This window comes from Sinobaca sp. TMA16-18 (genome assembly GCF_059510535.1).
Genome location: NZ_JCAKFM010000005.1, coordinates 1 through 25,964, shown reverse-complemented (window position 1 = coordinate 25,964; position 25,964 = coordinate 1). Strand labels below are relative to the sequence as shown.

27 protein-coding genes are annotated in these 25,964 nt (G+C 43.0%); 9 read left to right on the top strand and 18 right to left on the bottom strand.

Annotation, left to right across the window (positions count from 1 at the left end):
• Nucleotides 1-19: 19 nt before the first annotated feature.
• The 6 genes from AC5W14_RS10395 to AC5W14_RS10370 all read right to left on the bottom strand — a co-directional run bounded on the left by AC5W14_RS10395 (nucleotide 20) and on the right by AC5W14_RS10370 (nucleotide 6,659).
• Nucleotides 20-1,054, bottom strand: a complete 1,035-nt coding sequence (locus tag AC5W14_RS10395) for an alpha-ketoacid dehydrogenase subunit beta (protein ID WP_496057987.1) — start codon at nucleotides 1,052-1,054, stop codon at nucleotides 20-22.
• A 3-nt stretch (nucleotides 1,055-1,057) separates the two neighbouring features.
• The gene (locus AC5W14_RS10390; protein WP_496057988.1) at nucleotides 1,058-2,068 is read right to left on the bottom strand and encodes a thiamine pyrophosphate-dependent dehydrogenase E1 component subunit alpha; all 1,011 of its coding nucleotides are present in this window, start codon (nucleotides 2,066-2,068) and stop codon (nucleotides 1,058-1,060) included.
• Nucleotides 2,069-2,254: 186 nt separating this feature from the next.
• The gene (locus tag AC5W14_RS10385) at nucleotides 2,255-4,084 is read right to left on the bottom strand and encodes a sigma-54-dependent Fis family transcriptional regulator (RefSeq protein WP_496194344.1); all 1,830 of its coding nucleotides are present in this window, start codon (nucleotides 4,082-4,084) and stop codon (nucleotides 2,255-2,257) included.
• Nucleotides 4,085-4,708: 624 nt separating this feature from the next.
• Nucleotides 4,709-4,885, bottom strand: a complete 177-nt coding sequence (locus tag AC5W14_RS10380) for a hypothetical protein (RefSeq protein WP_496194343.1) — start codon at nucleotides 4,883-4,885, stop codon at nucleotides 4,709-4,711.
• Between the two features lie 30 nt (nucleotides 4,886-4,915).
• Nucleotides 4,916-5,515: a hypothetical protein gene (locus tag AC5W14_RS10375; RefSeq protein ID WP_496194342.1), complete on the bottom strand. Its 600-nt coding sequence runs from the start codon at nucleotides 5,513-5,515 to the stop codon at nucleotides 4,916-4,918.
• Between the two features lie 856 nt (nucleotides 5,516-6,371).
• Entirely contained in the window at nucleotides 6,372-6,659 is a 288-nt protein-coding gene (locus tag AC5W14_RS10370; protein WP_496194341.1) for a hypothetical protein, read from the bottom strand.
• 455 nt (nucleotides 6,660-7,114) lie between these two features.
• Here AC5W14_RS10370 and AC5W14_RS10365 point away from each other — a divergent pair, with 455 nt between their 5' ends.
• The 5 genes from AC5W14_RS10365 to AC5W14_RS10345 all read left to right on the top strand — a co-directional run bounded on the left by AC5W14_RS10365 (nucleotide 7,115) and on the right by AC5W14_RS10345 (nucleotide 13,557).
• On the top strand, nucleotides 7,115-8,812 hold the full coding sequence (locus tag AC5W14_RS10365; protein WP_496194340.1) for a DUF2207 domain-containing protein: 1,698 nt from the start codon (nucleotides 7,115-7,117) through the stop codon (nucleotides 8,810-8,812).
• Nucleotides 8,813-9,037: 225 nt separating this feature from the next.
• Nucleotides 9,038-9,832, top strand: coding sequence for an SDR family oxidoreductase (locus AC5W14_RS10360; RefSeq protein ID WP_496057994.1), 795 nt, complete (start codon nucleotides 9,038-9,040; stop codon nucleotides 9,830-9,832).
• Between the two features lie 26 nt (nucleotides 9,833-9,858).
• Entirely contained in the window at nucleotides 9,859-11,334 is a 1,476-nt protein-coding gene (locus AC5W14_RS10355; RefSeq protein WP_496194339.1) for an FAD-binding oxidoreductase, read from the top strand.
• A gap of 34 nt (nucleotides 11,335-11,368) precedes the next feature.
• Entirely contained in the window at nucleotides 11,369-12,802 is a 1,434-nt protein-coding gene (locus tag AC5W14_RS10350) for an FGGY-family carbohydrate kinase (RefSeq protein WP_496194338.1), read from the top strand.
• 35 nt (nucleotides 12,803-12,837) lie between these two features.
• A complete protein-coding gene (locus AC5W14_RS10345) occupies nucleotides 12,838-13,557 on the top strand; it encodes a MurR/RpiR family transcriptional regulator (protein WP_496194337.1) in 720 nt (239 codons plus the stop codon).
• A 56-nt stretch (nucleotides 13,558-13,613) separates the two neighbouring features.
• Here AC5W14_RS10345 and AC5W14_RS10340 read toward each other — a convergent pair whose 3' ends face one another.
• A complete protein-coding gene (locus tag AC5W14_RS10340; RefSeq protein WP_496194336.1) occupies nucleotides 13,614-14,450 on the bottom strand; it encodes a hypothetical protein in 837 nt (278 codons plus the stop codon).
• Nucleotides 14,451-14,503: 53 nt separating this feature from the next.
• The gene (locus AC5W14_RS10335) at nucleotides 14,504-14,632 is read right to left on the bottom strand and encodes a hypothetical protein (protein WP_496194335.1); all 129 of its coding nucleotides are present in this window, start codon (nucleotides 14,630-14,632) and stop codon (nucleotides 14,504-14,506) included.
• A 203-nt stretch (nucleotides 14,633-14,835) separates the two neighbouring features.
• Between AC5W14_RS10335 and AC5W14_RS10330 the strand changes: the two genes are divergently transcribed.
• Complete coding sequence (locus tag AC5W14_RS10330; RefSeq protein ID WP_496194334.1) at nucleotides 14,836-15,330, top strand: hypothetical protein; 495 nt, start codon at nucleotides 14,836-14,838, stop codon at nucleotides 15,328-15,330.
• 6 nt (nucleotides 15,331-15,336) lie between these two features.
• On the opposite strand, the gene AC5W14_RS10325 is transcribed toward AC5W14_RS10330, so the two are convergent.
• From AC5W14_RS10325 to sigY, 6 genes are read right to left on the bottom strand one after another with little or no spacing between them, the layout of a single operon-like run.
• Nucleotides 15,337-16,095 carry an ABC transporter permease gene (locus AC5W14_RS10325; protein ID WP_496058001.1) on the bottom strand — a complete coding sequence of 253 codons (759 nt, stop codon included), beginning with the start codon at nucleotides 16,093-16,095 and terminating at the stop codon, nucleotides 15,337-15,339.
• Nucleotides 16,088-16,990 carry an ABC transporter ATP-binding protein gene (locus AC5W14_RS10320; protein WP_496194333.1) on the bottom strand — a complete coding sequence of 301 codons (903 nt, stop codon included), beginning with the start codon at nucleotides 16,988-16,990 and terminating at the stop codon, nucleotides 16,088-16,090. Before AC5W14_RS10320 ends, AC5W14_RS10325 begins: the two co-directional genes overlap by 8 nt.
• Nucleotides 16,983-17,186, bottom strand: coding sequence for a PLD nuclease N-terminal domain-containing protein (locus tag AC5W14_RS10315; RefSeq protein ID WP_496194332.1), 204 nt, complete (start codon nucleotides 17,184-17,186; stop codon nucleotides 16,983-16,985). The genes AC5W14_RS10320 and AC5W14_RS10315 overlap by 8 nt, the downstream gene beginning before the upstream one ends.
• Complete coding sequence (locus AC5W14_RS10310; protein ID WP_496058004.1) at nucleotides 17,179-17,403, bottom strand: hypothetical protein; 225 nt, start codon at nucleotides 17,401-17,403, stop codon at nucleotides 17,179-17,181. Before AC5W14_RS10310 ends, AC5W14_RS10315 begins: the two co-directional genes overlap by 8 nt.
• Nucleotides 17,396-17,683, bottom strand: a complete 288-nt coding sequence (locus AC5W14_RS10305; protein WP_496194331.1) for a YxlC family protein — start codon at nucleotides 17,681-17,683, stop codon at nucleotides 17,396-17,398. Before AC5W14_RS10305 ends, AC5W14_RS10310 begins: the two co-directional genes overlap by 8 nt.
• Entirely contained in the window at nucleotides 17,670-18,194 is a 525-nt protein-coding gene (sigY, locus tag AC5W14_RS10300; protein WP_496058006.1) for an RNA polymerase sigma factor SigY, read from the bottom strand. The genes AC5W14_RS10305 and sigY overlap by 14 nt, the downstream gene beginning before the upstream one ends.
• Before the next feature lie 307 nt (nucleotides 18,195-18,501).
• Between sigY and AC5W14_RS10295 the strand changes: the two genes are divergently transcribed.
• Nucleotides 18,502-20,436 carry a fructose-1,6-bisphosphatase gene (locus AC5W14_RS10295; RefSeq protein WP_496194330.1) on the top strand — a complete coding sequence of 645 codons (1,935 nt, stop codon included), beginning with the start codon at nucleotides 18,502-18,504 and terminating at the stop codon, nucleotides 20,434-20,436.
• A 128-nt stretch (nucleotides 20,437-20,564) separates the two neighbouring features.
• Here the strand turns inward: AC5W14_RS10295 and AC5W14_RS10290 are convergent, their stop codons facing one another.
• Together AC5W14_RS10290 and AC5W14_RS10285 are read right to left on the bottom strand one after the other, a co-directional pair.
• On the bottom strand, nucleotides 20,565-20,720 hold the full coding sequence (locus AC5W14_RS10290; protein WP_496194329.1) for a hypothetical protein: 156 nt from the start codon (nucleotides 20,718-20,720) through the stop codon (nucleotides 20,565-20,567).
• Nucleotides 20,721-20,807: 87 nt separating this feature from the next.
• Nucleotides 20,808-20,951 carry a hypothetical protein gene (locus AC5W14_RS10285; RefSeq protein WP_496058008.1) on the bottom strand — a complete coding sequence of 48 codons (144 nt, stop codon included), beginning with the start codon at nucleotides 20,949-20,951 and terminating at the stop codon, nucleotides 20,808-20,810.
• 478 nt (nucleotides 20,952-21,429) lie between these two features.
• Here AC5W14_RS10285 and AC5W14_RS10280 point away from each other — a divergent pair, with 478 nt between their 5' ends.
• Both AC5W14_RS10280 and AC5W14_RS10275 read left to right on the top strand, forming a co-directional pair.
• The gene (locus AC5W14_RS10280) at nucleotides 21,430-22,161 is read left to right on the top strand and encodes a class I SAM-dependent methyltransferase (protein WP_496058009.1); all 732 of its coding nucleotides are present in this window, start codon (nucleotides 21,430-21,432) and stop codon (nucleotides 22,159-22,161) included.
• Between the two features lie 820 nt (nucleotides 22,162-22,981).
• Nucleotides 22,982-23,278: a hypothetical protein gene (locus AC5W14_RS10275; protein WP_496194328.1), complete on the top strand. Its 297-nt coding sequence runs from the start codon at nucleotides 22,982-22,984 to the stop codon at nucleotides 23,276-23,278.
• A 127-nt stretch (nucleotides 23,279-23,405) separates the two neighbouring features.
• On the opposite strand, the gene AC5W14_RS10270 is transcribed toward AC5W14_RS10275, so the two are convergent.
• Nucleotides 23,406-24,395, bottom strand: a complete 990-nt coding sequence (locus AC5W14_RS10270) for a metal ABC transporter solute-binding protein, Zn/Mn family (protein ID WP_496194327.1) — start codon at nucleotides 24,393-24,395, stop codon at nucleotides 23,406-23,408.
• Nucleotides 24,396-24,506: 111 nt separating this feature from the next.
• The gene (locus AC5W14_RS10265) at nucleotides 24,507-25,904 is read right to left on the bottom strand and encodes a sensor histidine kinase (RefSeq protein ID WP_496194326.1); all 1,398 of its coding nucleotides are present in this window, start codon (nucleotides 25,902-25,904) and stop codon (nucleotides 24,507-24,509) included.
• Nucleotides 25,905-25,964 lie beyond the last annotated feature (60 nt).

Sequence of the window (25,964 nt, the reverse complement as noted above, 5' to 3'; positions counted from 1 at the left end):
CAGCCTGTTCTTAGGTTTATCAGCTTGCGACAATGGATTCGTCGTCAATCAGTTCAGCGACCGCTTTAATCACTTTCTCCGGAGATGGCAGATACAGATCTTCCAATGATGGGGAAAACGGAACCGGGCTGTGTGGTGCGGTTACCATCTTTATTGGGGCATCAAGGAAATCAAAGCCTTTATCCGCTACCATGGCTGAAATATCGGTAGCTGCGTTGCAGCGTGGATTGGCTTCGTCAACAATGACGAGCCGGCTTGTTTTCTGGACCGATTTTAAAATAGTGTCTTCATCAAGCGGCGACAGGCTGCGCGGATCTACTATTTCGGCCTGAATGCCTTTTTCTGCCAGCTTGGCGGCTGCATCGAGTGCCGTCTGTACCTGTTTGCCGATTGCAACAATCGTTACGTCATCGCCTTCCCGCTTAATATCCGCTTTGCCGATTGGGATTTTGTAATGACCTTCCGGTACTTCTCCTTTAACATTGTAGAGTGTCTTGTCTTCAAAGAAGATCACAATGTCATCGTCTTCAATCGCGGAAATTAAAAGCCCTTTGGCATCAGCCGGCGTTGAAGGCACAACGACCTTAAGCCCTGGAATAGCGGTAAACATGCCATACAAGCTCTGCGAATGCTGGGCCGCCGCCCGGAACCCGGCGCCGTGCATCGTGCGGATAACAAGCGGAATTTTCGCGTGCCCGCCAAACATGTAGCGCAGCTTCGCGCCCTGGTTCATCACTTCATCAAGGCAGCTGCCGATAAAGTCGTTAAACATCAGCTCGGCAATCGGTCTCATACCGGTTGCCGCTGCGCTGACGGCCGCGCCGACGTAGCCCGCTTCTGCAATCGGCGTATCGAGAACCCGGTCGCGTCCAAATTCCTGAACGAGTCCCTGGGTGACGCCCATTACGCCTCCCCACGCTTCTTCATCCTGCAGGTGGTCTACGTTCGCTCCGCCCGCTACATCCTCTCCAAGTAGAATCACATGTTCATCATTTCGCATCGTAATTGCCATAGCTTCATTGACTGCATCCGAAAAAGATATTTTTCTTGTCATCTTTTATTCCTCCCCGCCCGGCTGGTATTCGACGTACACATCTGTGGTGAGCTGGTCTGCTTCCGGCATTGGACTTTTCTCTGCAAATTCCACCGCATCTTCTATTTCTTTCCTTACGTTTTCGTCAATGGAATGAAGCTCATCTTCTGACGCCAGATCCGTAGTCAATACGTGCTGGCGGAAGCGGATAATCGCATCCAGTTCCTTTAGGTGCTCCTCGCGCTCTTCATTCGTTTTGTACTTCTGGGCGTCTCCTTCGAAGTGGCCGTAGTTGCGGTACGTTGTGCATTCAATTAACGTCGGGCCTTCTCCGTTTCTTGCCCGCTCTACAGCGCGTTCCGCTGCTTCATATACTGCCATCGTATCTTTGCCGTCCACCGTTTCACCCGGAATATTGTAAGAGGCCGCCCGGTCGGCAATCGATTCGCAGCTGGACGCATATTCAAATGGAGTGGCTTCTGCGTACCCGTTGTTTTCCGCGACAAAGATAACCGGAAGCTTCCAAATCGCCGCCATGTTGATGCCTTCGTGGAATGTGCCGTGGTTATTGGCACCGTCACCAAAGAAACAAACCGCCACCCCGCCTGTTTTGCGGAGTTTGGCTGACAGCCCTGCTCCGGTTGCGAGAGGGAAACCACCTCCTACAATCCCGTTTGCACCAAGCATGCCTTTGCTGACATCTGCAATGTGCATCGAACCGCCTTTTCCTTTACACAGCCCGGTCGATTTACCGTAAATTTCGGCCATCATGCCTTTCAGGTCACACCCTTTGGCAATGCAGTGACCATGGCCGCGGTGGGTGCTTGTGATGCTGTCCTTGTCATCGAGATGCGCACATACTCCGACTGCCACCGCTTCTTCTCCTGCATACAAGTGAACAAATCCCGGCAGGACGCCTGTGCTGAACGTTTCATGAACCTGGTCTTCAAACCTGCGTATTTCTGCCATCTTCTGATACATCCATTTTGCTTTTTCCGACGTAAGTGACTTCTGCTGCGTTTCCGATACTCCCATTCTCGTTAACCTCCTTATGAGTAAATGATGCCGGAAGCCGGCCGTTCTACTATGATTAATTGCAAAATCCATGCCAAAAAAGAGAACGCTTACAAAATAAGCATTCTCTTCTTTTTATTCTGTATGAAATTGGGAATCTGCGGGACATGTCCCATTTTGTCTCAAATCGTCCCACTCTGTCTTTTTTCAGGAAAGCTTGTACTTAGCTAATTTCCGGTAAAAGGAGCTTCGGGGAATGCCGAGCTGTTCTGCTGCCAGGGAGGCTTTCCCCCCGTGCTGACGCAGCGCCTTTTCCAGATAATCCTTTTCCATCTGCTCCCGGACAGAAAGCGACGGAGCCGGCGGTGCTTCCTCATGCTCGGGGGAAATCTGCTGCATGTAGGCTTCGATCTGACGGGCAGTAGGCGTTTCCTCCTGAAATTCTACATACAGGCCTTCGAGCACATTAAACAGTTCGCGGATGTTGCCTTCCCATTTCTGCCGCTGCAGCACTTGAATGGATTCTTCCGTCCACGTAAACAGCCGTCCGTTTTGATGAAAATAGTAGTGCACGAGCGCAGGAATGTCCTCCCGGCGCCGGCGCAGCGGCGGCAGATGAATCGCATATACGTAAATCCGGTAATACAAATCCTCCCGGAAGGTGCCGCTCTGTACCTGTTCGCCGAGCGGCCGGTTGGATGCGGTAATCAGCCGGAAGTGGACGCGTCTTGTTTTGTCTCCTCCGACCGGCGTGACTTCTTTTTCCTGAAGAACCCGCAGCAGTGCCACCTGCATCGCAGCCGGAATTTCACCAATTTCATCCAAAAACAGTGTGCCTCCATCCGCCTGCACGATTTTTCCGGGAGCGCCCTCTTTCTTTGCGCCCGTAAACGCTCCCGGCGCATAGCCGAACAGCTCGCTTTCGAGCAGATTGGCCGGAACGGCTCCGCAGTTAATCGCAATAAACGGGGCATTGGAACCGGCATGGTTTTCGTGGATAGATCGGGCCATCACTTCTTTTCCGGTACCCGTCTCCCCCGTTATATGAACGGTGACATTCGTACGGGAGGCTTTTTCCGCTTTTTCAAGCACGTGCCTGAATGCGCTGCTTGCACCGGTGACTCCTTTAAAGGCAAAGGTTTCGGTCCAGCCGGTGCCATATCGTTCCGGTTCTTTCACCGGAACTGCCACGTAACTTCCGATCACCTGTCCATCGTTTAACGAATATACCGGCTGCCTGGTCCCGGCAAAAGGCAGATTTTCCATAGAGTCACCCGGGGATACGCTCAGGCTCTTTTTTGCCTCCGGGGAAAGATACACAATACGGCCCCTGCGGTCCGCTACAAGAAAGGACGTCTCCTGTTTCCCAAGACGCTCGAGCGCATAATGCATGAGGGCAATTTCTTCTTCTTTAATAACCTGCTGCCACTTATGCTCAATCGCGTAGGCGGCGGAAACGACCGTGCCGAGCAGATGCTCATGATAACCCGCCGCGGATGGGCTGGAAATATCGAGAATGCCGATCACATCTCCTCTTTCATCCCGGATCGGGGAAGCCGAACACCCCCAGCTCTGGGAGGCCAGCGAGAAATGCTCCGGTCCGTTCACCGTAATAGCTTCTCCTGTAGAGAGCGCCGTCCCAATCGCATTCGTGCCGACTTCCTTTTCCGTCCACTTTACGCCTTCTGTAAAATTAATATGCGTTGCAAGCGCTTTTGCTTTGTCCTGGCCCATCAGCTTTAATACATAGCCATCTCTGTCAATCAGCAGAATGATCATGTTCGTTTGGGCATACATCTGTGCCAGCTTCTGCATAAATGGCACCGCAATTTCGATCAGCCGTTTGTTTTCCTCGCGTTTTTTCTGAAGGGCCCCGCTCTCAAGGCGCAGAATCCCTTTTCCATTGTATGGATCCACTCCGTTTTTCCGGCACTGGTACCAGGAAGCGGCAATCCGTCTGCTGATCCTGGACGTGTCCAGCGACCCTTCCTGCACGAACCGCTTCCACTGCTCTTTTGTTACCTGACCAGCCATCATGAAGCTCACCTCAATTATATTTTATAAAAGACAGGTCTGCTTTTTTATCTGCATGATAGAAGTGTATGAGTGGAATTGCCGTGTCGTATTGTCTCTTCTTTTAAGTATATATGATAACGCTTACATATGGTAGGGAGGATTACGCTGCATTAATCGATTCATCAGGTTAAGAACGATCATTTCTAAAACCTTTCATTATAATTGCTATAGTTATCTAAAAAATCTGTGAACCAACTAATATCAAAACCAAATACATACGAACTCAAATTCACAAGCAAAATAACACCAATCAAACTAGCGGAGTGTGAATAGTAAAACATCACGCGAGCCGAATTACTTACCATTTCTTGGCGTGAGAAATTCCGGACAAGGGGTCCAGGGTATTAGCAGAAGTATTGATTCAGTGCTTCGGGACAAAGTGCTCGTCCTTAACCTTTCAAAAACCAGTGAATTTTACGGACTGAAAATGAGTATTGTACATTTTTGAAAATGTCGCATTTTATTTTTTCTCAGACTAATAAAATTCTACTTTTACTCATGAAATATTTAACTATAAAAAAAGAAGCAAAGCCTCCTCAGCGGAAGGTCTTTGCCTCTTTTAGCATGATCGATTCTATTCAACAATTAGGAGTCGGTCGAATACTGCTCCCGTTCTTTTCTTTTCTCTTCCAATTCTGCCAGCCGGATATTTTGTTCGTTTTTCGTCGAGCGATAATGTTGAATCGTCGCCCACGTGCACATGCCTAATGAAAAAATCACAATGCCAATTAACGCGATAATAAATAAGCTAAAAACACTCACAAATATCCCTCCTCAAGAACATGACATGGGTCACTCAACACATTCAAATTCATAGCCACCACTCCGTTCAGCAGCACCGGAATCTGTTGTACCACTGACACCAGCTGCATCCTGATTGTCAATAGATGGTGTTCCTCCTTCATCATAACATCTATTAACTAAGTTTTGCTTTTCCTGATGATTAAAATACATCGAAGAGAAAATCAGCGCGCCCCCCGTAAATATACCAACAACAGCTACACCGCCCCAAATAACAGCTGGAGCTACCTGGGTCGTTATTCCACCATCATCAGAACCTGCTTGGATTTGATCAATGTTATCTTCAGGAACATCACTCAATTGTGATTCCACTTGAGCTATTTCATCCTCTGAAAAAGAATAATATTCTTCTCCTTGGGATTTATCAAACAATAGCTCATCTGTCTGAGGGTCGTAATACACGCCATTTAAAATACCCTTTTCCTTGTCGCTAATATCCAAATTAGGGATATCCTCCTGTGTAAATGTTTCAGGATTCACTGTTTCAACAGCATGGGCTTGGTGTGTCATAGGGGATAAGGCAAAGCTAAACATAAGTAATACAGCTGTTAAGAGACTAATTACCGTACGTTTGCTTTTGATTTTCACCATAATATCTCTCCTTTTTTATGATCATAAGACTTTCTAAAAGTTTTACATCCAAAGATAAATACATGGAACTCTTTCTTTTGAAATTTAATTCACCCTGAGTTTATACATAAAATGGAATAAAATCAATTAAAATTCCATATTTTTAAATGTTGTGATATTTGACGCAATTCTTATGTTTTACACTTTATTTTCAAAACGCAGAGTTACATAAAATTATCCCATACAGAGTTTTTAGCAATAATGATTACTTCTTTATTGGGCTGTTTTGTCCTTCAATCGGTCTTTGAATATGCGATGCGGATAGGCATTATATTAGGTATCCTTTTTCTTCTATTCACTACTTATTATATTGTTATTAAATACCTTTTTTTAAAAATAAATTTATCGATTTCAAACATTTCAAGACTTAATTTATTCTTAAACAAGAAAAACTTCACTTCTATCTATGATTACGGCAGTCGTCCTTTTTTCTTTTTATTGAAAATCCACCCTATTCAATTAACCCCTATGCATAGCAATAAAGACACCGTAGATGACTTTAAACATATAGTTTATGATCATATGAAAAACCACAGCCACTAGAAAACATTGCAGCTGCTTTCTATAAACCGTTGGTATTCATTAAAAAAACACCTCCATATCATCGCAGTCAAACATGCGAGTTTGGGGTGTTTCTTTACATAAAGAAGAAAAGCTTTTTTGAACGATTCGATTTTATAAACATCGTGATTTCCATATTAAATGTAAGTACTTTTTTGTATAGATTAAGCACTCATACCTGATAGAGATTTGGGCCTTCTGACCTTACTCAATAGATCCTTTTTCAATGGGCAGAGAAGCTTCAAGATCGAAATTCTTATGAAGTTTTTTTACGCGTACGATGGAAAACAATGGCGCTAATACTCATAAGAACACCGCTTGGAATTAAGACCAGTGAGGCCTGCAGGCTATAATGAGCTATGTCCAATCGCATAACAGAGCCATAAGCTGGATTCATCGTACCAATGGCAATGACAAACACAATAAAACAAACTACGCCGCAAGCAAGTAACCCTAAACTAACGTAAATAACTTTTAAGGTGTTTGACCTGAAATAAATAACAAATATAATCGTAAGTAATACAAGGAGTATACCTAAACTCAAGCAGCTCACCTCTTCCTTCTATTACTATTGTACAAACAGTTATTCAAAGCGTTTTTCTTCAGGCATACAGATTCTCTAATTTCGCGATTCCGAAATCATGCGAGAGGTTTATATAATATTAATTTTTCCATAATTAAACCTTATTTACTTTTTTCCCAAAATGCTACAAAATAAACTTGTTTCTTTGGAGTCAAATTAGCAAGTCTGCAGTATCCGCTCCCGTCTTTCTTTCAAACTCATTTTCTTTACCAGCAATCAAAATTATTATAACCTAAAAAATGTAAAAATATAAATTCAAAACGTAAACTTTCAAATGATTTTAACTTTTTTGATCGAATTCACAGACAGAATTGGTAAAAGCATTATATAAAAATGCGGATAGTATCTTTAAGTACGCAGAATTATAATATAAACCTCCATATTTTAGTATACTTACCTAAAGAGGAGGGATTCGCATGAGAATAAAAATCAGTGCCGCGATACTTGCTTCTGTATTTTTATTAGCAGCTCCAACGACTGCCGGCGCGTTTGAACTCACGATTCCTGAAGCAGAAATTGATGCTTTTCTGCAGGAAGATGGGACAGTGCAGGTGGAAGAATCTTTTACTTATGACTTTGAAGGGGAATTCAATGGCGTTGTCAGAACGCTGAATCACCCGGAATATGCTCCTATTGAAAATATAGAAGCATTTGAAAATGGAGAACCGCTGGAAATCGAGACGGAAGAAGAAATCGTTCACCGTATTCACCGGCCGGGAGAAGATGAAAGCTTTACCGTCGATCTTCAGTATACGATTGAAGACGGGGTAGAACGCTACGATGATCTCGGCGAATTTTACTGGGCGTTTTTCGACAGCTCGAACGAAACAGATTACGAGTCGGTGCAGATTCGGGTGCACCCGCCGGGATCTTCCGAAGAAACGGAAGCGATCGGCTACGATGAAGCGGAAAATTCAGAGCAGATCACTGACGAATACGTCCTATTTGATATGGGGCAGGTGGAAAGCGGAGAAAATGGAGATGTCCGCGCCGCTTTTGATAACACACTGTTTGAAGGTGTCGCCCGAACTGCTGACGGCTCTGCAGCCGAAGAAATCCAGGAAGAAAAAGAAGAACAGGAAGAAGCTGTGGCTGCCGCCGCTGCCCGCCAGGATTTTCTATCAAATGCTGCACCGATAGCCATTCCTCTTCTTGCCCTGCTGTTTTTAAGCGTGATTTATATGGATCGGAGAAAATACAGCCACTTGAAACAAAGTGCCTATTCCAATGACCTCACTCCCGGGCCGCCGCCGCTTGAGCTGAGTATGCCTGCTACGATGTATTATGTAAGTCCAGCTGTCACCTCTGAAATGCTTACTGCTTCATTGCTTGATCTTGTCAGGCAGGGTAAGGTGACGCAGGCAGGAGAAGACAGCTTTCGTCTGGAGAGCCGGGAGAATCTGAGAACGCATGAAAGGATTCTCGTTTCGATGCTGTTTGATGAAATGGGAAAGGAACATGTATTTCGTCTCTCCGACATGGCCGACTATTTGAAGAACGAAAAGAATTATGAAACCTTTGAGGCAAAAAAAGTCGAATGGGATAAAGCCGTTACAGCAGAAAAACAGGAAGCGGCTTTAAAAATCAATAAGCGCGGTTTCAAAATAAGGCTGGGAACTGCAGCTTTCCTCCCCCTTGCTTTAGGAATTTTGTATATTATAGATGGTATGCTCGTGCCGTTTGTTTTCCTGCTGGTGCTGTTCCTTTTTGTTTTCGGATATGCGCTGGTGTACCAGCCCAGAACCGAAAAAGGATGGAAACTGCTGCGGGACTGGAAAGACTATAAAGACGAAGTGGCCCGTTATGAAACGAGCGACTGGCAGTCCCTTCCGCCGGAAGAACAAAAGCTTGCTTTTGTATACGGACTTGGGTTGAACTTGAAGTCTGTCACGAAAATGAGTGAAGACCTGACAAAAGAATTCTCAACCAAGCCGGAGGTTTCCGGCGGATACAACAGCAATGTGCCCATATTTATGACAGGCGGCCTCCTCGCCAGTACGCAGTTCCAATCGTCTTCTGCAGAAGCGGCAAGCTCTTTCAGCGCTTCCAGCAGTGGAAGTGTCGGAGGAGGAGGCGGTATTGGCGGCGGCGGTGGAGGCTCCGGTGGCTTTTAATAGATAATTCATTATGTTATTGAGGTTCCATTACGGCTGATCAAACAGAGAAACAACCGTTTTCTTCAAAAAAGGCGGTTGTTTCTTTATGTTCCCAAAGGAAAATTTTCCTTTGAAGGCATAATTATATAAATAAAAAGAAAATTTCTCACTTCCAACCTTGTTATTATTCATCCGGCATATTAAGATGACTTCAGGATACAGTTCGGAAGGAGTTGACACAGAATGCGTCCAACGGAACCAGACATCACCTCATTTAATATGAATTTTTTCAGCCTGCAGGGAAAAACGGCCATTATCACCGGCGGCAATTCAGGGCTCGGCCAGGGATGCACGCTTGCTCTGGCCAAGGCAGGCGCAAATATATTCGCTGTCAGTATGACAGATGATGACGACCTGACCCGGAAATTAGTGGAACAGGAAGGCGTTCAGTATCACCTGAAAATTGCTGATATTACGCAGGATAATGTATGTACGGAAATAGTAAAGGAATGCATTAATCTCTTTGGCACGGTCGATATTCTGATGAATAACGCAGGCATCGGCATATACGAAAAAAATGTAACAGAATTCACGAGGCTCCAGTGGGACAAAATGGTGTCCGTTAACTTAACGGCTCCTTTTGAATTAGCGAACGAAGCTGCTAAACATATGATTAAGCAGAAGAGCGGAAAAATCATTAACACGTGCTCCGTCTTCTCTTTTCTGGGCGGCCAATGGTCTCCGGCGTATGCTGCAACCAAACACGGCCTGGCAGGTTTCACGAAGGCTTACTGCGATGAGCTCGCTCAGTACAATATTCAAGTGAACGGCATCGCGCCGGGCTATTTTGCAACCGACATCACAAAATTAACGAGAGCAGATATCGAAAAAAACCAGCGCGTTCTCGATCACATTCCCGCCAACCGCTGGGGAAACATTCTTGATTTAATGGGAACCGTTGTTTATTTGGCATCGGATGCGTCCAATTATGTGAACGGCACACTAGTTACCGTCGATGGCGGCTATCTTGTTCGATAAATTAAATACAAAGGAGAATTATGTTTATGAGTACACAAACGCTTAAAGATCTATCAGACCTTATTTCAAAAGAACAGATCGTTACGATGTCCGAAGACCTGTATGATGCTTCTGCCGACCGGTACAAAAAATATGCTAAAGCGAAGCATGTTCTGAATGTCCCCGCCCCCCTTGCTATTGTTTATCCCTATTCCGCGGAAGAAGTAAAAACTCTGTTGGCCTACTGCAACGAAAATCACATCAACGTCATTCCCCGGAGCGGGAAAACGGCGACCGAAGGCGGGTTGGAGAACTGGAAAGAAAAAACTATTGTTGTCGATGGCTCAAAAATGAACAATATTATCAAAGTGGATACCTACAACATGCAGGCGACCGTCCAATCCGGTGTGAAACTCCAGGATTTAGAAGACGAAGTACGTAAATCAGGCTACACTACGGGGCATTCCCCCCAATCCAAACCCGTTGCACAGATGGGCGGACTCGTCTCCACACGAAGCATCGGCCAATTTTCTACATTGTACGGCGCGATAGAAGATATGGTCGTCGGGTTGGAATGCGTATTTCCGGACGGACATGTGTCGCGGATTAAAAATGTGCCTAGAAGATCCGGAGGGCCCGACATCCGCCATATTGCGATCGGCAATGAAGGGGCCTTATGCTACATTACGGAAGTCACGATCAAGCTGTTTAAATTCCACCCGGAAAACAATACGTTTCACGGCTACCTTGTTGAAGATATGGACGCCGGTATTAAGATTCTCCGGGAAGTGATGGTAAATGGGTTCCGGCCTTCTGTCGCGCGCGTGTATTCCCCTGAAGACGCCAGACAGCACTTCAGCCATTTTTACAAAGAAAAATATGTCCTGATTTTCATGGTGGAAGGGCCGCTCGGTATCGTAAAAGCGACAAACGAAGCGATTGACCAGGCGGCCGCTGCGTTTTCATCCCGCATTACCGAAAAAGTGGACTCCTCTTTTATCGAAACATGGTTTGATAACTTAAACTGGGATCAAAGCAGAATTGAAAAAGAAGTGCAGGATATGAAAGAACGCAACACACATGATGGGTTCACAACAGAAGTGTCGGCAGACTGGGAGAATGTGATTAAAATTTACGACAGCGTCATGCACCGCATAAAAACGGAATTTGAGCGGACAGCTGACTTAACGATGCTCGGCGGCCACTCTTCGCACAGCTACCTCAACGGAACAAATATGTACTTTGTGTATAATTACACCATTAACTGTGCGCCTGAAGATGAAATGCTCACGTACCACCACCCTATTCATGAGATTATTATTGAAGAAACGCTGAAATACGGAGGGTCCATGTGCCATCATCACGGCATCGGTAAATACCGCTCCGAGTGGACGAAGCAGGAACACGGAACTGCCTATTATATGCTTGATAAATTAAAACAGGCCTTTGATCCTAAAGGCACGATGAATCATGGAACGATCTTCCCTCAGGACAAGGAAATCAAAAAGTATATTAGAGGGTGAGCGGGAAACAGGAAAAGCGAAAGGCGGGAATACGATGGCCGAACAGTATATTATGGGTATTGATAACGGATCGCAGAGTACCAAAGTGATTATATTTGATACAGACGGCAATGAAGCCGCGTTTGGATCCTGCATGTTAAAAGAACCGCTCACCCCGGAGCCCGGGGTCGTTGTTCATCCGGATGATGATCTGTGGCACAGCGTAGACAGTGCAATTCAAAGCTGTCTGGAAAATTTCACCGGCAGCCGACAGGCCATCGCAGGCATCGGCCTTTGCACCATTAGAAGCTGCCGTGTGCTGCTCAAAGAAGACGGGTCTCTGGCCCAGCCTGTTATCAGCTGGATGGATATGCGGCTGTCCAAACCATATGAACACAAAGACGATCAAGTGCACTACGTTACCTCCACCTCCGGCTACTTAGGGCTCAAATTGACCGGAGAATATAATGACACCGCCGCTAATTATGAAGTGTTCTGGCCATTGGACCGGAAAACGTTAAACTGGTCCCAGGATGACGCGGTAATGGCTGCCAACGGACTGCAGCGGGACATGCTGTTTAATCTCGTAAAACCGGGAGAGGCATTAGGATCCATCAGAGACGACCTTGCAGAGAAGTTTGGCTTGAAACAGGGCATTCCGGTCGTCGCGACGGCAAATGACAAAGCAGTGGAAGTACTCGGAGCCGGTATTGAAGATGAAACGACGATCATGATTTCCCTCGGTACGTTTATTTCCTCTATGCTCGTCCGAAGCGAAGATTTTAAAGAGGCGGCCAGCTTCTTTCCTACCCTTGCGGCGGTTCCTTTTCAGTATGTATATGAATCAAATGGAATCAGGCGGGGCATGTGGACCGTCAGCTGGTTTAAGAAGCTTCTGGGAGAAGGATTAGTAGAGGATGCGGCTCAATCAGGACTGTCCGAGGAAGACTATTTAAACCGGCAGGCAGAAGCCGTACCACCCGGCAGCGACGGCCTGATCACAATACTTGACTGGCTGTCGAGCCCGGACCAGCCTTATCGTAAGGGAATTATGATCGGATTTGACCAGCGGCATACAAAGTATTATATGTACCGCTCCATATTAGAAGCGATCGCTTTTACTATAAAAAACAATATTGATGAGATGCTGACCGAAATTGATGCGGACATAGACAACGTAGTCGTTACCGGCGGCGGAGCCAAAAGCGACGTGCTGCTGCAGATTCTGTCCGATGTATTCGGGCTCCCGGTGCATAAGCGAAAAGGCAGCAGCAGCGCCTGTCTCGGAGCCGCTGTCAGCGTATGCCGTCACTTAAATATTTATGACAGCTTTGCAGATGCGGCCGATCATCTCGTTCAAAACGAAAAAACTTTTACTCCTGACCCGGATACCCATTCTCTCTACAGCGAGATCAACGATTCCGTGGTGAAGCACGTAAGAACTCATACTGATGAAATTTTAAAACGTTCCTATTCTATCTTCAAATAGAAACGCATAAACTATAAAAGGTCAGGTATCGATACATGTTAAATTTACGAACCGATCATTTAACCTCATTAGAAAAGGAACTGCATCATTTATTGGTGCAGTCTCTCAGGCAGAATGAAAAGCTGAAGATCATAGATGCGGCCGAATTAGGCGGTGTGTCCCCTTCCAAAGTATCCAAGCTTGTGAGAAAATTGGGCTTTGCCGGCTTTAAACAGTACAAGCTGTATTTCAGCGGCCGGGAAGAAGCTCCCGCACTTATTCCAACAGGATCCAGCGAAATAGGACGGCTGCTTCAATTTCTGGAAAGCTATGACCCGGCAGCAGTCGATGAGTTTCTATCTGTATTTACGAATTTCAAGAAAATCATTTTATTTGGACTGGGACCTTCCTATATCAGCGCTGAATATTTTGCCTACAAGCTTGCAGCCGTCACCGATAAGAATATTTTTGTTACCCACGATGAAGACTACGCCGAGCGTTTAGCGGATAACGGTACGCTGTTAATTGTTTTTTCGGTTACAGGAAAATTTGCTTCTTTTGAGAACCTCTTTCATGCGGTCAAGGAAAAAAATGCCCGGACCATGCTTATACTGGAAGAATATATAAATACACGCGACTCTAAAGCGGATTATATTTTTCACCTCTCCCCCTTTTCTCAAAACAATGAGCTGTTGGCGTTTGAAAAAACGAGAACGATCTTTTTTATTTTCATGGAGGAAGTCATTACTACACTGAAACAAAAGACACACATATAAACAATGCCCGCAGCGTCTTAAGTGACGTTACGGGCATTGTTTTTATTTTTCACGTATTACCGTGCACCCAGCAAAACAGGGACTCCTTCTTCTTGTGTTCTATACTGATCATAGTGTTCTATGTGGAAATAAGGGAGGTCGTTAAACAAAAGACTACTGCTGTCCATATAATCCTCCACATGGGAGGTTTCCATGAAGGGAATGGGTTTTGCCTGCTTTGCAAATATATAACGGTAATCATCGTAGTCCAGTGGAAAAGCAGAACGGTTCCTCCTTGCATCCAGCGTGACAAAACGGATCGGTATCTTAAGGCTGCAGGCTTTCTGCAGCAGCCGGGTGATTCCTTCGTTGTCCTGAATTTTGATACAGACTGGACCTGCGTTCGTTCGAGCCAGATAAAGATGAATGCTGCTTTGTGCTTTATTAGATCCAATTACATGTATATAATTTTCGATAATAATAGTCTCTATTGCTTTCCAATCTACGGTTTCCCCGGGTTTCCGACTCAGCTTATAAACAATACGGTCTGGGTACACAGCCGCTGCCGGCAGCTTGGAAAATGGGTAGGAAAGCATCGCCACGCCTGCGAGAACAGCACAGCCGCCGCCAAGTACAGCAACTAGAAATAGAATGATGTAGAGAAGATCGTTTCCCACCAGGTTTGCTAACCAGGTCCCATTCCGGCCGGATGGGGTCGCAGAATTAAAAGTAAGGATATATCCGCTCAACCAGTTGTACACAAGAAGCCCGCTTAATATGAGAAAACCAACGCCAAACAGAAAAATAGCAAGACCGCCTAAAAGGTTATTAAAGATCCTTTTTGCTGTTTTAGGTTCTGAAATCATTGTCAGTATTTCTTCTCTTTGTGGAAAAGCACCAGATTTTCGCTTCATCCAAACCACCATTCGTTTACCTCACTATAGATCTCTATGAGTGATCAAGTCAACTAAATAATGGAAAATAATTTATCTTCGAAAGGAATTATATGACGGTCATCGAATAGAAACAATAGTAGATTAATAAAGAAACCGGCAGGCAGCTCTTCTATTTTTAATTTCAGATCATTTATGATCATCCCATTACAGTTAAAAAGGAGCTATGATGACGGAATCCGGTAAGAATAAAATAACTAAGAGGTCTTTTATTATAAACGCTTTATGCGCACCCGGGAAAAATATAAAAAAAGATCAGCAGTTTACAGTTAAAGACAATCTCTCTCTCCTGTTCGTGCTTCTCCTTATAACTGTCTCCGTTCTGCTTGTTGGAAACCTGATCATTATGACAGCCTTTTTTTCTGATTATGAAAGTCTTGGAATAGTTGTGTACATTTTGGGACAGTATTTATTTATTGTAAGTATTCCAGCTGTTCTTTTAAATATTTATATTATCCGCTGGATCAGCAATAAGTACTCAGGGACTAAAAGAAGCACCCCAAAAATAGTAAGCGATGTGACAACACTTCTTATTCCATCCATCTTTTTTTATAATCTTGGGTTTTCCTTTTATTCCTATCTGGAAGCATTACGGCCTATTTCAACACAGCTCGGAGCCCTGTTGTTTTTTCTCGCTGTCATTTTCTATACCTATCGTTCGTTTATGTTAGTTACATACTACCTTTCAGACCGCAAAACGGGAACCTCTCTGATGCTGCTCCTATATGCAGTGGTCCTCCTTGTATTATTAATGCTCCACATAGGTATTTGGCTGGTGCTCACTCCCTCGGATTTCATTGAGCTTTTAATAGATTTATTTCTATCAACGTTAGAATCTTGAGATCATTTACGCTAGCCAGTCCGTTTTTTTCATATAGCTTACAGAAGCTGCGATGAGTACAACTGTCAGTGCGGCACTCACTACAATCGGAGCGATAACGATATCCGCTTTTATATCCGCTGCAGCTGCCGGCAGAACTCCTGGCGTCCACGACGTTAATTCTCCAAACATCGAAGCCGTAAGAGTGAGTAGAAGCAGGGTAATCAGTGCCCCAGCGGCAGCCACACTCGTATGTCTGCTCACTGTACTCCAAACAAGTGCTGTCGTCACGACAAATACGAGCCATATCCAGTAGACAAATGCCGAATAGAGAATCTCTCCGGCTGGCAGCTGTTCAAACAACGTAGTGATATAATACAGCGCGGCAGCAATACCTATTAAATAACTTACTGTCGTTATCCCTAATGCTGACAACCACTTCGAGAACCAATAGGCGTAATAGTTCGTTGGTTTACTTAGGATAAGTAAGGCTTCCCCACTCTTACGCTCGCTGCTTACACTTCCCATAAACGCCAGGACAAGGATAAATGTGCCAATCTGCGTAAACTGGCCCAGTGTTTCGCTGTACACCTGCTCAGCGGTTGGGGTCGGGATAGTAATGAGGGTATTTTCCGGCAGGCCGCCAAACTGTTCAAGAATATCCTCCATATAAAAGCTTGAAACAGGCTGCATAATCGCCAGTCCTATGAAAAAAACAGGAAGCCATAACCAGCGGTAGCTGCGAAACGTTTCCAGCAGTTCTTTTCTTAATAAAACGTTAAACACGTTCCATCACCTCGCGGAATAATTCATCCAATGACTGGTTTCCGGCAATCAAACGTCGGACGGTTATTCGATTTTCTATGAGGCTCTCCATTACTTTTGCCTGCATGATGCTTTCTGCTAAAGGCCCTTCTATATCTGCCTGCGTTTTTCTGATTCGAATGGTCCAATCCGGATAACGATTCCGCAGGTTTCCGCCCCAATCATCCAGCGGCACCTCCGCCTGAACGGTAAACGTTCGATTCGACGGCCTGCTCATGAGCTTATCCAACCTTTCAAAGGCTGCTATTTCCCCTTTGTTCATCATAATAACGTCATCCGCAATTTGCTCTGCATCATGTAAAATATGGGTAGAGTATAAAATAGTGGTGGTCTTCTTTAATTCAGCAAGCAGCAGAATAACATCTTTTCTTCCTTGCGGATCAAGCGCTGACATCGGCTCATCCAATAGTAAAAGTCTGGGCTGGTGAATGATCGCCTGCGCAATGCCGAGCCTTTGTTTCATGCCTCCGGAAAATGTTGAAATTCTCCGATTGGTATTTTCCTTGAGACCAGTCTGCAGAAGTACTGTCTCTGTCCGCTCAACAGCTTCTGAATGCGATAACCCGCCAAGTTCCCCTGCCATCGTTACGTATTCTCCAGCCTTCATCCAGTCATGAAATGTTGGGTACTGGGGCAGGAAGCCGATTTCGCTGCGCACGTCTCGGACTGCATCATGCATTATAATCTGCCCATTACTCGGCTTCATAATAGCAGCAAGCATATGGAGGGTTGTGGTTTTCCCTGCCCCATTCATACCGAGAAGGGCCGTAATCTTATTCGGCCGCAGACTGAAAGTAATATGCTTAATAATTTCTTTACCTGAAATGTTCTTCGAAAGGTTTTCTACACTAATCATTGGATGAGGCTCCTTTCGAACGGCCGAAAAGGAAATAAATAATCGGTCCGAATGTGCTCACGAATAAGATGACAAGGGCCCATATCCACTTCTGTCCGCCTGCCTGCGGGCCCCGGAAAAGATCAATAAGTGCTGTAACCTTTAATAAAAGGTCTATGACTATAATGGGCAAAAGGAGAATAAATAGATCATTCATTATCTGCAAACTTCCTTTCTCTGTATGGAACAATACATTTAATATAAATGAGATATACGATGAGCGGCGTTGGCACGTTCAGCATGCCCCAGATTCCCCAGAACCAGCGTAAATGGCCATTCCTGCGGCTGTGAATAAACAGAAATGTACTTTGTATAAACAAAAAGAAGAATATCAGGACATACAGCCATAATGGAATTTCCTGAAGTTCACTCATGCTGCAGCCTCCTCCCCACAATTAAAAATCCAATCGCTATTACCGTCGCAATCACTTGAAATCCTGCGAACAACAGAGGCTCGTTTGCCATAAGTAAAACAATACTTGTAATAAAAACAAGAGCGATGATGAAAAAAATATACAGTTCTTTTTTTTGTTTTTGGCGGGTCCGCTTGACCTGGGTCATCATCTCGTTTAATGTCGGCTTTTCATTTGGACTGGATTGTTCAATCGTCGACAGAGATCGTTTCAACCGGTCTTTTACTTCATTTTCCTTCATGGGAAAGCTCCTCTCTAAGACGTTTAAGAGCAATATTGAGTCGTGATTTCACGGTTCCTGTCGGGACATTACAGATTTTGGCGATGTCTTCGTAACCGTATCCATAGTAATGCTTTAAAATAACAGGAATTCGGTGTATTTCTTTTAATGTGTCCAGTGCGGTGGTGACAGTCAGCCAATCATCGGATGATTCGTGACGGAGCTGCCATTCGAGCTGATTTTGGTTCGTGAATTTTTTTGCTCTTGTCTGTCTTCTTTTTTCATCGATCCATAGGTTTGTCCCGATCTGTATCAGCCAGGTTGATAACTTTGCTTTCTTTGGATTGTATTGATTAATGCGTTCGATTGCTTTGATCATCGTTTCCTGCGTGATGTCTTCAGCCAGCGCCGGATGCATGGTCAGCTTCAGAAGGTAGTGATAGACAAAATCATACTGCTCAAGCAAAACAGCTGCCAGCGCTTCGTCATCGCCTTTTTTAGCGCGCTTTATTCGTTCTTCCGTTTCATCCATAACGTCACCCCTTCCCCGGCTTTTCATAGTTAGTACGATTAACAACAGCATTTCGTTCATTTTTTATTTTTATATTTTTTCGGACGTTTAAAGGTTTTTAAAAAGATTAGCAGAAATGAAAAAAAGAGAAGGGATTTACTAATAACCATCCTCGCCTTCCCTTTCTTATAAACACTCCACATCTAGTAAGCAGATTAGATATGAATTAAGCTTCTATTTGAACAATAAGGTATAATGAATTTATATAATAAAACAGGATTTTCCTTTATTGGAAGTTCAAGTATAACGGTTGAAAGGGGATTTCATGATGTTAAATTTAAAGTATTTAGATCTGCTGGCACAAAAATATGAAAGTGAAGAAAAAGTAGCCACTGAAATCATTAATCTGGAAGCCATACTTGATCTGCCCAAGGGAACGGAACACTTTGTGAGCGATCTGCACGGCGAGTACCAGGCGTTTCAACATGTGCTGCGGAACGGATCTGGAAATGTGAAAATGAAAATCAAGGACCTGTTCAAAGAGGAATTACAGGAATGGGAGATCAATGAATTCGCGACACTGATCTATTATCCGGAAGAGAAGCTGCAGTTAGTAAAAAGTAATTTGGGCAGTAAACAGGAGCTGCGGGAATGGTACATAGACAGCATCGAGCATATGCTCAAGCTTGTGTCCTACGCTTCTTCCAAATACACACGGTCGAAATTACGTAAAGCCCTTCCTAAACAGTTTGTTTATATTATTGAAGAATTATTATATAAAACGGATGAGTTTCAAAATAAAAAAGAGTATTATGAGAAAATGCTCGAACGCATCATTTCCCTGGGACAGGCCGATAAATTGATTGTCGGCCTCGCCTACACTACGCAGCGATTGGTGGTCGATCATCTTCATGTGGTCGGGGACATTTATGACCGGGGGCCGGACCCGCATAAAATTATGGATACGCTCATCCATTATCATTCTGTAGACATTCAGTGGGGGAACCATGACGTTCTATGGTTAGGCGCTTTTGCAGGTTCTAAAGTCTGTCTGGCGAATATCATCCGCATCTGCGCGCGTTACAACAACCTTGATATTATTGAAGATGTATATGGCATCAATCTGCGGCCGCTTCTGAATCTGGCGGAGAAATACTATGACGATAATGCTGTTTTTCATCCGAAACGTACTTCCGATGACAAATTAACCGAGCAGGAACAGCTGCAAATCACTAAGATTCATCAAGCAATTTCCATCATCCAATTTAAATTGGAAAGTCCGATCATTAAAAGGCGCCCCTGTTTAAATATGGAAGATCGGCTGCTGCTTGAGAAAGTAAATTATGAAAAAAAGGAAGTGACCCTTCACGGGAAGACGTATTCGCTGCAAAACAGCTGTTTTGCAACGATCGATCCGGAGCAGCCTGCTGAATTACTAGAAGAAGAACAGCAGGTGATTGATAAACTGCTCTTCTCTATTCAGCATTCAGAGAAGCTGACCAGACATATGAACTTTCTTATGAAAAAAGGCAGCCTTTATTTAAAATATAACGGAAATTTACTGATACATGGCTGCATTCCTTTAGAAGAAAACGGAAATATGAAAAAAATGGAGATTGAAGACACCACTTATGCAGGCCGTGAGCTGTTGGATGTGTTTGAGCGTTATGTGCGATATGCCTTTGCCCATCCAGAAGACACCGATGACTTTGCAACTGATATGATTTGGTACCTGTGGACCGGAGAAAACTCCTCCCTCTTTGGAAAAAGAGAAATGACCACTTTTGAGCGGTATTTTATTAAAGAAAAAGAAACGCATAAAGAAAGAAAGAATCCTTATTATTATTTACGTGAAGATGAGGAGATGTGCCGGAGAATGCTCGCTGAGTTTGATCTCAATCCCGATCAGGGCCGGATTATCAATGGGCATACACCGGTGAAGGAAATTGACGGGGAAGATCCGATCAAAGCGAATGGGAAGATGATCGTCATCGATGGCGGATTCTCAAAAGCGTATCAATCCACTACAGGAATAGCCGGATACACACTCTTATACAATTCTTACGGCATGCAGCTCGTCGCCCATCAACTGTTTAATTCAAAAGAAGACGTTTTAAACAAGGAAACAGACGTCTTGTCTGTAAAAAGACTCGTGGATAAAGAAGTAGAGCGGAAAAAAGTGAAAGAAACGAATACCGGCGAAAAATTATTACAGGAAATCACCAGTTTGAACAATCTGCGAGAGCATCGATATATAAAATAAAGTTGATAGCTTTCTTATTTAAAAACAGCACTATGTATAGACATGCTAAATGAAGTAGTTTCTCGACACTCTAAAAAAGTCATGCCTTTGTTTTTCAGGCATGACTTTTTTTACGTATTCATTTTTTATTACTCAAAAAAAGTATACATAATTAAGGTGAACACATCACCGGAAAATAAATAGACGAACGTTGAAAACATAGAGATCGGAATGATGAATACTATTAATTTCATAAAAGAAACTTCATTGATTTGATTGAGTGTAGTATCTAGTTTGTCAGTCATAGAGGAATTGTTTTTAATCATACATACCACGGCCTTTGTTTTTGTTACATATGATTTTTAAATTCATCTAAAATAACCCTGCAGCAACTATTCTGCATCGTTTGATTGCTTTTCATTCAATATTTTAAGCTTTTTTAACTGATATTCTTTTATCTGCGAGTAAATGGCCAATCCAGTAAAGCCTGCCACAAAAATGATCAGCGCAATGAAGAACAAAGTAATACCGTCCACGCTACCACCTCCCGTATAACAAGAGTAATCTCTATTAACCTTAACATTTGTTCAAATTGGATCAAATGACCTACAGAAATTTTTCAAAAAATTAGGAAAAACAGTGAAACCTTACTAAATCAAAGTAACTACATAAAAATAAAAAATATATTATCCTCGTTCGTAAATGTGGAAGCAAAATAAAAACAACCGTAAATTTATTTACAACATATACGGACTACGGACGTTCATAACGATTCTTTTTAACCATATTCTAATCGTTTCTAAATTTGTACTTTTGTGAATGGCGAAGGTCTTTCTATGTAGGCACTCCCAATAAAACGTCATTGACATCATTTTTACTTCATATTTAAAGGACGATTTATGAAATTAACTGTAAAATAACTAAAATTTCTGATAAATTATTATATAATAAGAATGAGTAACGGTGAACGTTTTATCTTTCCATTCTTTAAATGTAAAGGCGGAGGAGTGAACGATGAAATTATACAAAGAATTGGCGGAATGGTGGCCGTTGATGTCTCCACATACAGAATACGAGGAAGAAGCCGGACTTTACCTGGAAATTATCCAGTGCTTTCATCCGGAGGTCAAAAGGGCAGTGGAGTTCGGTTCCGGCGGCGGCAGCAACGCCTATTATATGAAGTCGCATTTTTCCATGACGTTGACGGATCTATCGCCGGAAATGCTGGAAGTCAGCCGGAAATTGAATGCTGACTGCGAACATATCCAAGGGGATATGAAGAGCTTGAATCTGGATTTGCAGTTTGACCTCGTGTTTATTCACGATGCGATTATGCATTTCACCGATAAGGCAGATTTGCTTGAAGTGATGCGCAATGCGAAGAAGCATTTGAATGAAAACGGAATTCTGATGATTATGACGGACCAATTCACTGAAACATTCCGCCCCGGAACAGAGCACGGCGGGAACGATCAAGGCAAAAGCGGAATGCGGTATTTGGAATGGACCTACGACAGCGACCCAGCCGATAATGTGACGGAGACCGAATACACCTATATCATGCGCGATGAAAATGGACAGATTTTCAGGGAGCACGACCAGGTGGAATCAGGCTTATTTTCCATGCCTGAATGGGAGGAAATGCTCGCATTAGCCGGTTTTCAGGCGCATTTCAAACGTGTGGTATACACAGGGTTAGAAGGGGACTATTTTGCGATGGTGGGAACACAAACCATTCAAAAATAACTTAAATGAAAAGCAAAGCACCTTAAGAGCTCCTCTTCTCTTGATTATTAACATAATCCAACTTATCAGTATCTAACGGAATAAAAAGGAGAGAAAATGCTGATCAAAGCATCTTCTCTCCTTTTCCAATTTGTAAAAAAGTTATAAATTTTAATACAGTATCTATCTATAATAAAAACATCATGTAAACCGATCATGTAGAAACATTAATATTCAGCATTTTTCTACTGAGTTTTTTAAGCCTACCCTAACGAATCCATTTTGAACAAAAAATTATATGGTTTTTTGCAAGACATGAAGAAATATTTAACTTTATGAAACAAAACCATCTACAAGAGACAGAGGCATGTGAATATAAATGATTTGTATTTTTAAAATGAAAGAACATATGAAGTTTGAATATCGGAGTAAACTAGAAAATGATATACTTTTTCATGTCGTCTATCCTTCAGACGAATAACGTTTGAAGGGAGGTGTTGAAGTGTATACTTTATTCTCTGAATTAATTGCTCCTATAATAGTCATTATTGTAGGACACTTATTTGCTTATTGGCTGTATAAGCAAGGTAAGAGCAAAAATTAGACGACAATAACAGCAACCAAATAAAACCCCCTAAGTGTCCGACCACTTAGGGGGTTTTGGTGTTGAAGTGTACTTTTTCTCTTGCTTACAATTATAAACGAATAAGCATCTTTTGTCTATATTTGTAAGGAGAGATACAAAAATCGCAAAAAAATAGAGGGGTCTTTCCGTATAGAATAAAATAAAGGCTAAATAAGTCTACCTCTAGATAGTATATGCTTAGAAGGGAGAATGAATATGCATAAACGAAAACAAAAAATTATCGGCATTCATATACCTGAGGGAGAACAGGACTCAGAACAGGCTATTAAAGAGGTGAAAATTGAAAACCCCCATAGCTTATCCCCTATTAGACTAACGGTGGACCGGCTTTCTTTTTTGATTAAACATGGGAAGATTTTTTATTACATTGGAAAGGATAGTAACGAAGTTCAAGTCGTTCTTTCTCCACAGAAAAACTCGATCCGTCCTTCTATTAGAACCCCTACCCGAGAAGGTTTTACCAATAGTTTACTACACGTACAGAAATACTAATCCAAGTACCTATTTTCACTAACGAACATGGACTATTTCATAAAATAAAGATACTACCATGCCATCGCATGAAGTATCTTTATTCTTGAAGGTAGTTTATCCTGTGTTTGTCGTTTTAGAACAGTATTTATTCGTTGAGCGCAATCTCTAAATTTTCTATATTTTGATTCATGATGGTAAAGTAGTCCTCTTCATTCTCAATATCTTCTTCTGTTAGGGCTTCCAGATTATGAAGGTTTAATGCTTCTGTTCCCGTTTCTTCCTGCACCACTTCTGCAATGCCGGATGGAATATTTTGTTCAAACATAATATGGTTAATGTTTTCTTCCTCTGACAACGAAACAATGTTTTGAATATCGCGCTGCGATGGTTCATCCGAAGGGGAAAGGCCGCTGATTCCTATTTGATGCAGATCATAACGTTCTTCCCAGTACCCGTAGCCGGCATGAGAAACAATAAATTCGTTTTTATCTGCTTCCTCGGCCATGGTTTGAAACGAGTCATCTAGCTCATTTAATTGCTGTTCAAGGTCTGAAAAATTGCTTTCAAATTCCTCTTCCTGTTCTGGCATGGCCGCTACCAGTTGATCTTTAATCACAGCAGCCCCTTCTATCGTTCGCACTGGATCTAACCAAACGTGAGGATCTTCATCTCCTCCCCCTTCTTCTTCATGTCCATGCTCATCTTCTTCTCCTTCTTCTTCATGAGAATCTTCCTCGTGAGAAAGAAGGTTCATACCATTCGTTACTTCCAGCCTTTCTACCTCTTCTGCTTCCAGCGTGTCGTTTATCGCTCCGGCAAAGCCTTCAATACCTGCCCCATTATAAATAAATAAGTCGCTTTCAGCGATATCGATCATGGTTTGAGAGGTCGGTTCATAGTTATGTAAGTCCGCCCCTGGAGGGACAATGTTTTCAACCTGGACATGCTCCCCCCCAATTTCTTTCGCCATATATTCCCATGTATATAGCGTGGTATAAATACTCAATGGCTCCGTTTCACCGGAGTTTGCTTCCGTATTTTCTTCTGTTTCCTCTGTCTCGTTCGTTTCTCCTCCACAGGCACTTAATGCGGCTACTGTGGTTAATACGAAAAGCGACATGCCTATCTTTTTCATACTCCAACCCCCATATCGTAATCATTACGTTTTATTTCCTAGTCCTATTCTATGCTATTTTTCCCTCCTTGTAAATAAGAACCGTTATGTTTTAAATGGGTGATGACACGCTTACTGTAATAGAGGGAGTGTAATATAGAAACGGGTTCCTTCTCCTTCTTTGCTTTCTACAGATATTTCTCCCTGATGAAGTTCAATGATTCTTTTACAAATGGTCAGTCCCAACCCGGAACCACCGGTGCTTCTGGATCTCGACTTTTCTACACGGTACAAACGTTCCCAAATATGAGGCAAAGCTTTTTCAGGAATCCCTGGCCCTGTATCCGATACGCAGATGATCCCTTGATTAGCTTTTTTATATAGTTTCACCTTTATTTTTGTGTGTTTGTCGCTGTACTTTTGGGCATTCTCCAGCAGATTGACGAGAACTTGCTGTAACCGGTACGCATCTCCATCTACGTATAAAGGGACAGGTGATGGATGATAAGACAACTCCATCTGACTGTCTTCGATAGAAGGACCAACTAAATCCAGGGAATTGATAATAATCGTTTCCAAAGACACGCGGGATAATTCTAAAGAAAAGCCTTTCTGTTCTATACTGGACAGGTCGAACAGGTCCTGCACCAGTCGTTCGAGTTGAATGCTTTGATTCTGCAGAACATGTAAATATCTTTTCTTTTCTTCTTCATTGGACACCATATCAGATAAAAGGACATCTACGTACCCCTTAAAATATGTCACTGGTGTCCGTAGTTCATGGGAGATATCCGCAAAAAACTGTTTGTTTTGCTGCTGATACTGTTGAATCGCATCGGACATATGATTAACAGAAGTAGATAATTCCGAAATTTCGTCTGATCCTTTCACTTCCAGTTTATTTTCGTATTCTCCTTTCGAAATTTGTTTTGTAATATGTATCGTCTGCAGCAAAGGCCGGACAATTTTTTTAGAGGTCGCGAAAATAAGAAACGCTCCTATACCAGCCATCACAATCCCAACAACAAGAAGGATACTTTGGAGAAAAGTAACAGCTTCCTGCACTTGACGCGTAGAACCGAGCATAATAATTTTATTTACTTCTTCGGTATCGGGATTGGTCATAGACTGCGTCACAAAGTAGTCTTCTTCTTTCCAGTTTGAGGAAAGGACGGCATCATGCTCTCTACCGCCATGGGTGAGAATAGATTCTACATAATCCGGGTCTAATTGGTATACCTCTTCCGACGCAGACAGAATGTCCCCTTCATGATCTACAATGATAATCATTTCAGAAGAAGTCCCTTCAATCAAACCGGCATGGTATAGGATAGCTTCATTGAAATGATCATTAAACACTTCCGCATAGGCGTCACCCCGCTCCGTGAGCCCTTCCAACGTGTCTTGTGTATAAAAATTAATAAAAAACAAATAAACCGCGGTACTAATAATAAAAATCAGCAGAAAAAAAATAGTAAACAAAAACGCACCCAGTTTCACAGAAATACGACTTATTTTAGGAACCTTCATAGTATTTTATAACCTACTCCCCAAACCGTCTGAATAACTGATTTTCCTGAAATACCAGCT

What these genes read in the sequence shown, in the direction of transcription:
- AC5W14_RS10330 (WP_496194334.1), top strand. Translation starts at nt 14,836, where the DNA reads ATGACAGCCTTTTTTTCTGATTATGAAAGTCTTGGAATAGTTGTGTAC.
- AC5W14_RS10305 (WP_496194331.1), bottom strand. Translation starts at nt 17,683, where the DNA reads ATGAAGGAAAATGAAGTAAAAGACCGGTTGAAACGATCTCTGTCGACG.
- AC5W14_RS10395 (WP_496057987.1), bottom strand. Translation starts at nt 1,054, where the DNA reads ATGACAAGAAAAATATCTTTTTCGGATGCAGTCAATGAAGCTATGGCA.
- AC5W14_RS10265 (WP_496194326.1), bottom strand. Translation starts at nt 25,904, where the DNA reads ATGAAGGTTCCTAAAATAAGTCGTATTTCTGTGAAACTGGGTGCGTTT.
- AC5W14_RS10280 (WP_496058009.1), top strand. Translation starts at nt 21,430, where the DNA reads ATGAAATTATACAAAGAATTGGCGGAATGGTGGCCGTTGATGTCTCCA.
- AC5W14_RS10390 (WP_496057988.1), bottom strand. Translation starts at nt 2,068, where the DNA reads ATGGGAGTATCGGAAACGCAGCAGAAGTCACTTACGTCGGAAAAAGCA.
- AC5W14_RS10355 (WP_496194339.1), top strand. Translation starts at nt 9,859, where the DNA reads ATGAGTACACAAACGCTTAAAGATCTATCAGACCTTATTTCAAAAGAA.
- AC5W14_RS10335 (WP_496194335.1), bottom strand. Translation starts at nt 14,632, where the DNA reads ATGATCATAAATGATCTGAAATTAAAAATAGAAGAGCTGCCTGCCGGT.
- AC5W14_RS10290 (WP_496194329.1), bottom strand. Translation starts at nt 20,720, where the DNA reads ATGACTGACAAACTAGATACTACACTCAATCAAATCAATGAAGTTTCT.
- AC5W14_RS10275 (WP_496194328.1), top strand. Translation starts at nt 22,982, where the DNA reads ATGCATAAACGAAAACAAAAAATTATCGGCATTCATATACCTGAGGGA.
- AC5W14_RS10350 (WP_496194338.1), top strand. Translation starts at nt 11,369, where the DNA reads ATGGCCGAACAGTATATTATGGGTATTGATAACGGATCGCAGAGTACC.
- AC5W14_RS10360 (WP_496057994.1), top strand. Translation starts at nt 9,038, where the DNA reads ATGCGTCCAACGGAACCAGACATCACCTCATTTAATATGAATTTTTTC.
- AC5W14_RS10375 (WP_496194342.1), bottom strand. Translation starts at nt 5,515, where the DNA reads ATGGTGAAAATCAAAAGCAAACGTACGGTAATTAGTCTCTTAACAGCT.
- AC5W14_RS10315 (WP_496194332.1), bottom strand. Translation starts at nt 17,186, where the DNA reads ATGAATGATCTATTTATTCTCCTTTTGCCCATTATAGTCATAGACCTT.
- AC5W14_RS10385 (WP_496194344.1), bottom strand. Translation starts at nt 4,084, where the DNA reads ATGATGGCTGGTCAGGTAACAAAAGAGCAGTGGAAGCGGTTCGTGCAG.
- AC5W14_RS10340 (WP_496194336.1), bottom strand. Translation starts at nt 14,450, where the DNA reads ATGAAGCGAAAATCTGGTGCTTTTCCACAAAGAGAAGAAATACTGACA.
- AC5W14_RS10345 (WP_496194337.1), top strand. Translation starts at nt 12,838, where the DNA reads ATGTTAAATTTACGAACCGATCATTTAACCTCATTAGAAAAGGAACTG.
- sigY (WP_496058006.1), bottom strand. Translation starts at nt 18,194, where the DNA reads ATGGATGAAACGGAAGAACGAATAAAGCGCGCTAAAAAAGGCGATGAC.
- AC5W14_RS10295 (WP_496194330.1), top strand. Translation starts at nt 18,502, where the DNA reads ATGTTAAATTTAAAGTATTTAGATCTGCTGGCACAAAAATATGAAAGT.
- AC5W14_RS10310 (WP_496058004.1), bottom strand. Translation starts at nt 17,403, where the DNA reads ATGAGTGAACTTCAGGAAATTCCATTATGGCTGTATGTCCTGATATTC.
- AC5W14_RS10270 (WP_496194327.1), bottom strand. Translation starts at nt 24,395, where the DNA reads ATGAAAAAGATAGGCATGTCGCTTTTCGTATTAACCACAGTAGCCGCA.
- AC5W14_RS10320 (WP_496194333.1), bottom strand. Translation starts at nt 16,990, where the DNA reads ATGATTAGTGTAGAAAACCTTTCGAAGAACATTTCAGGTAAAGAAATT.
- AC5W14_RS10365 (WP_496194340.1), top strand. Translation starts at nt 7,115, where the DNA reads ATGAGAATAAAAATCAGTGCCGCGATACTTGCTTCTGTATTTTTATTA.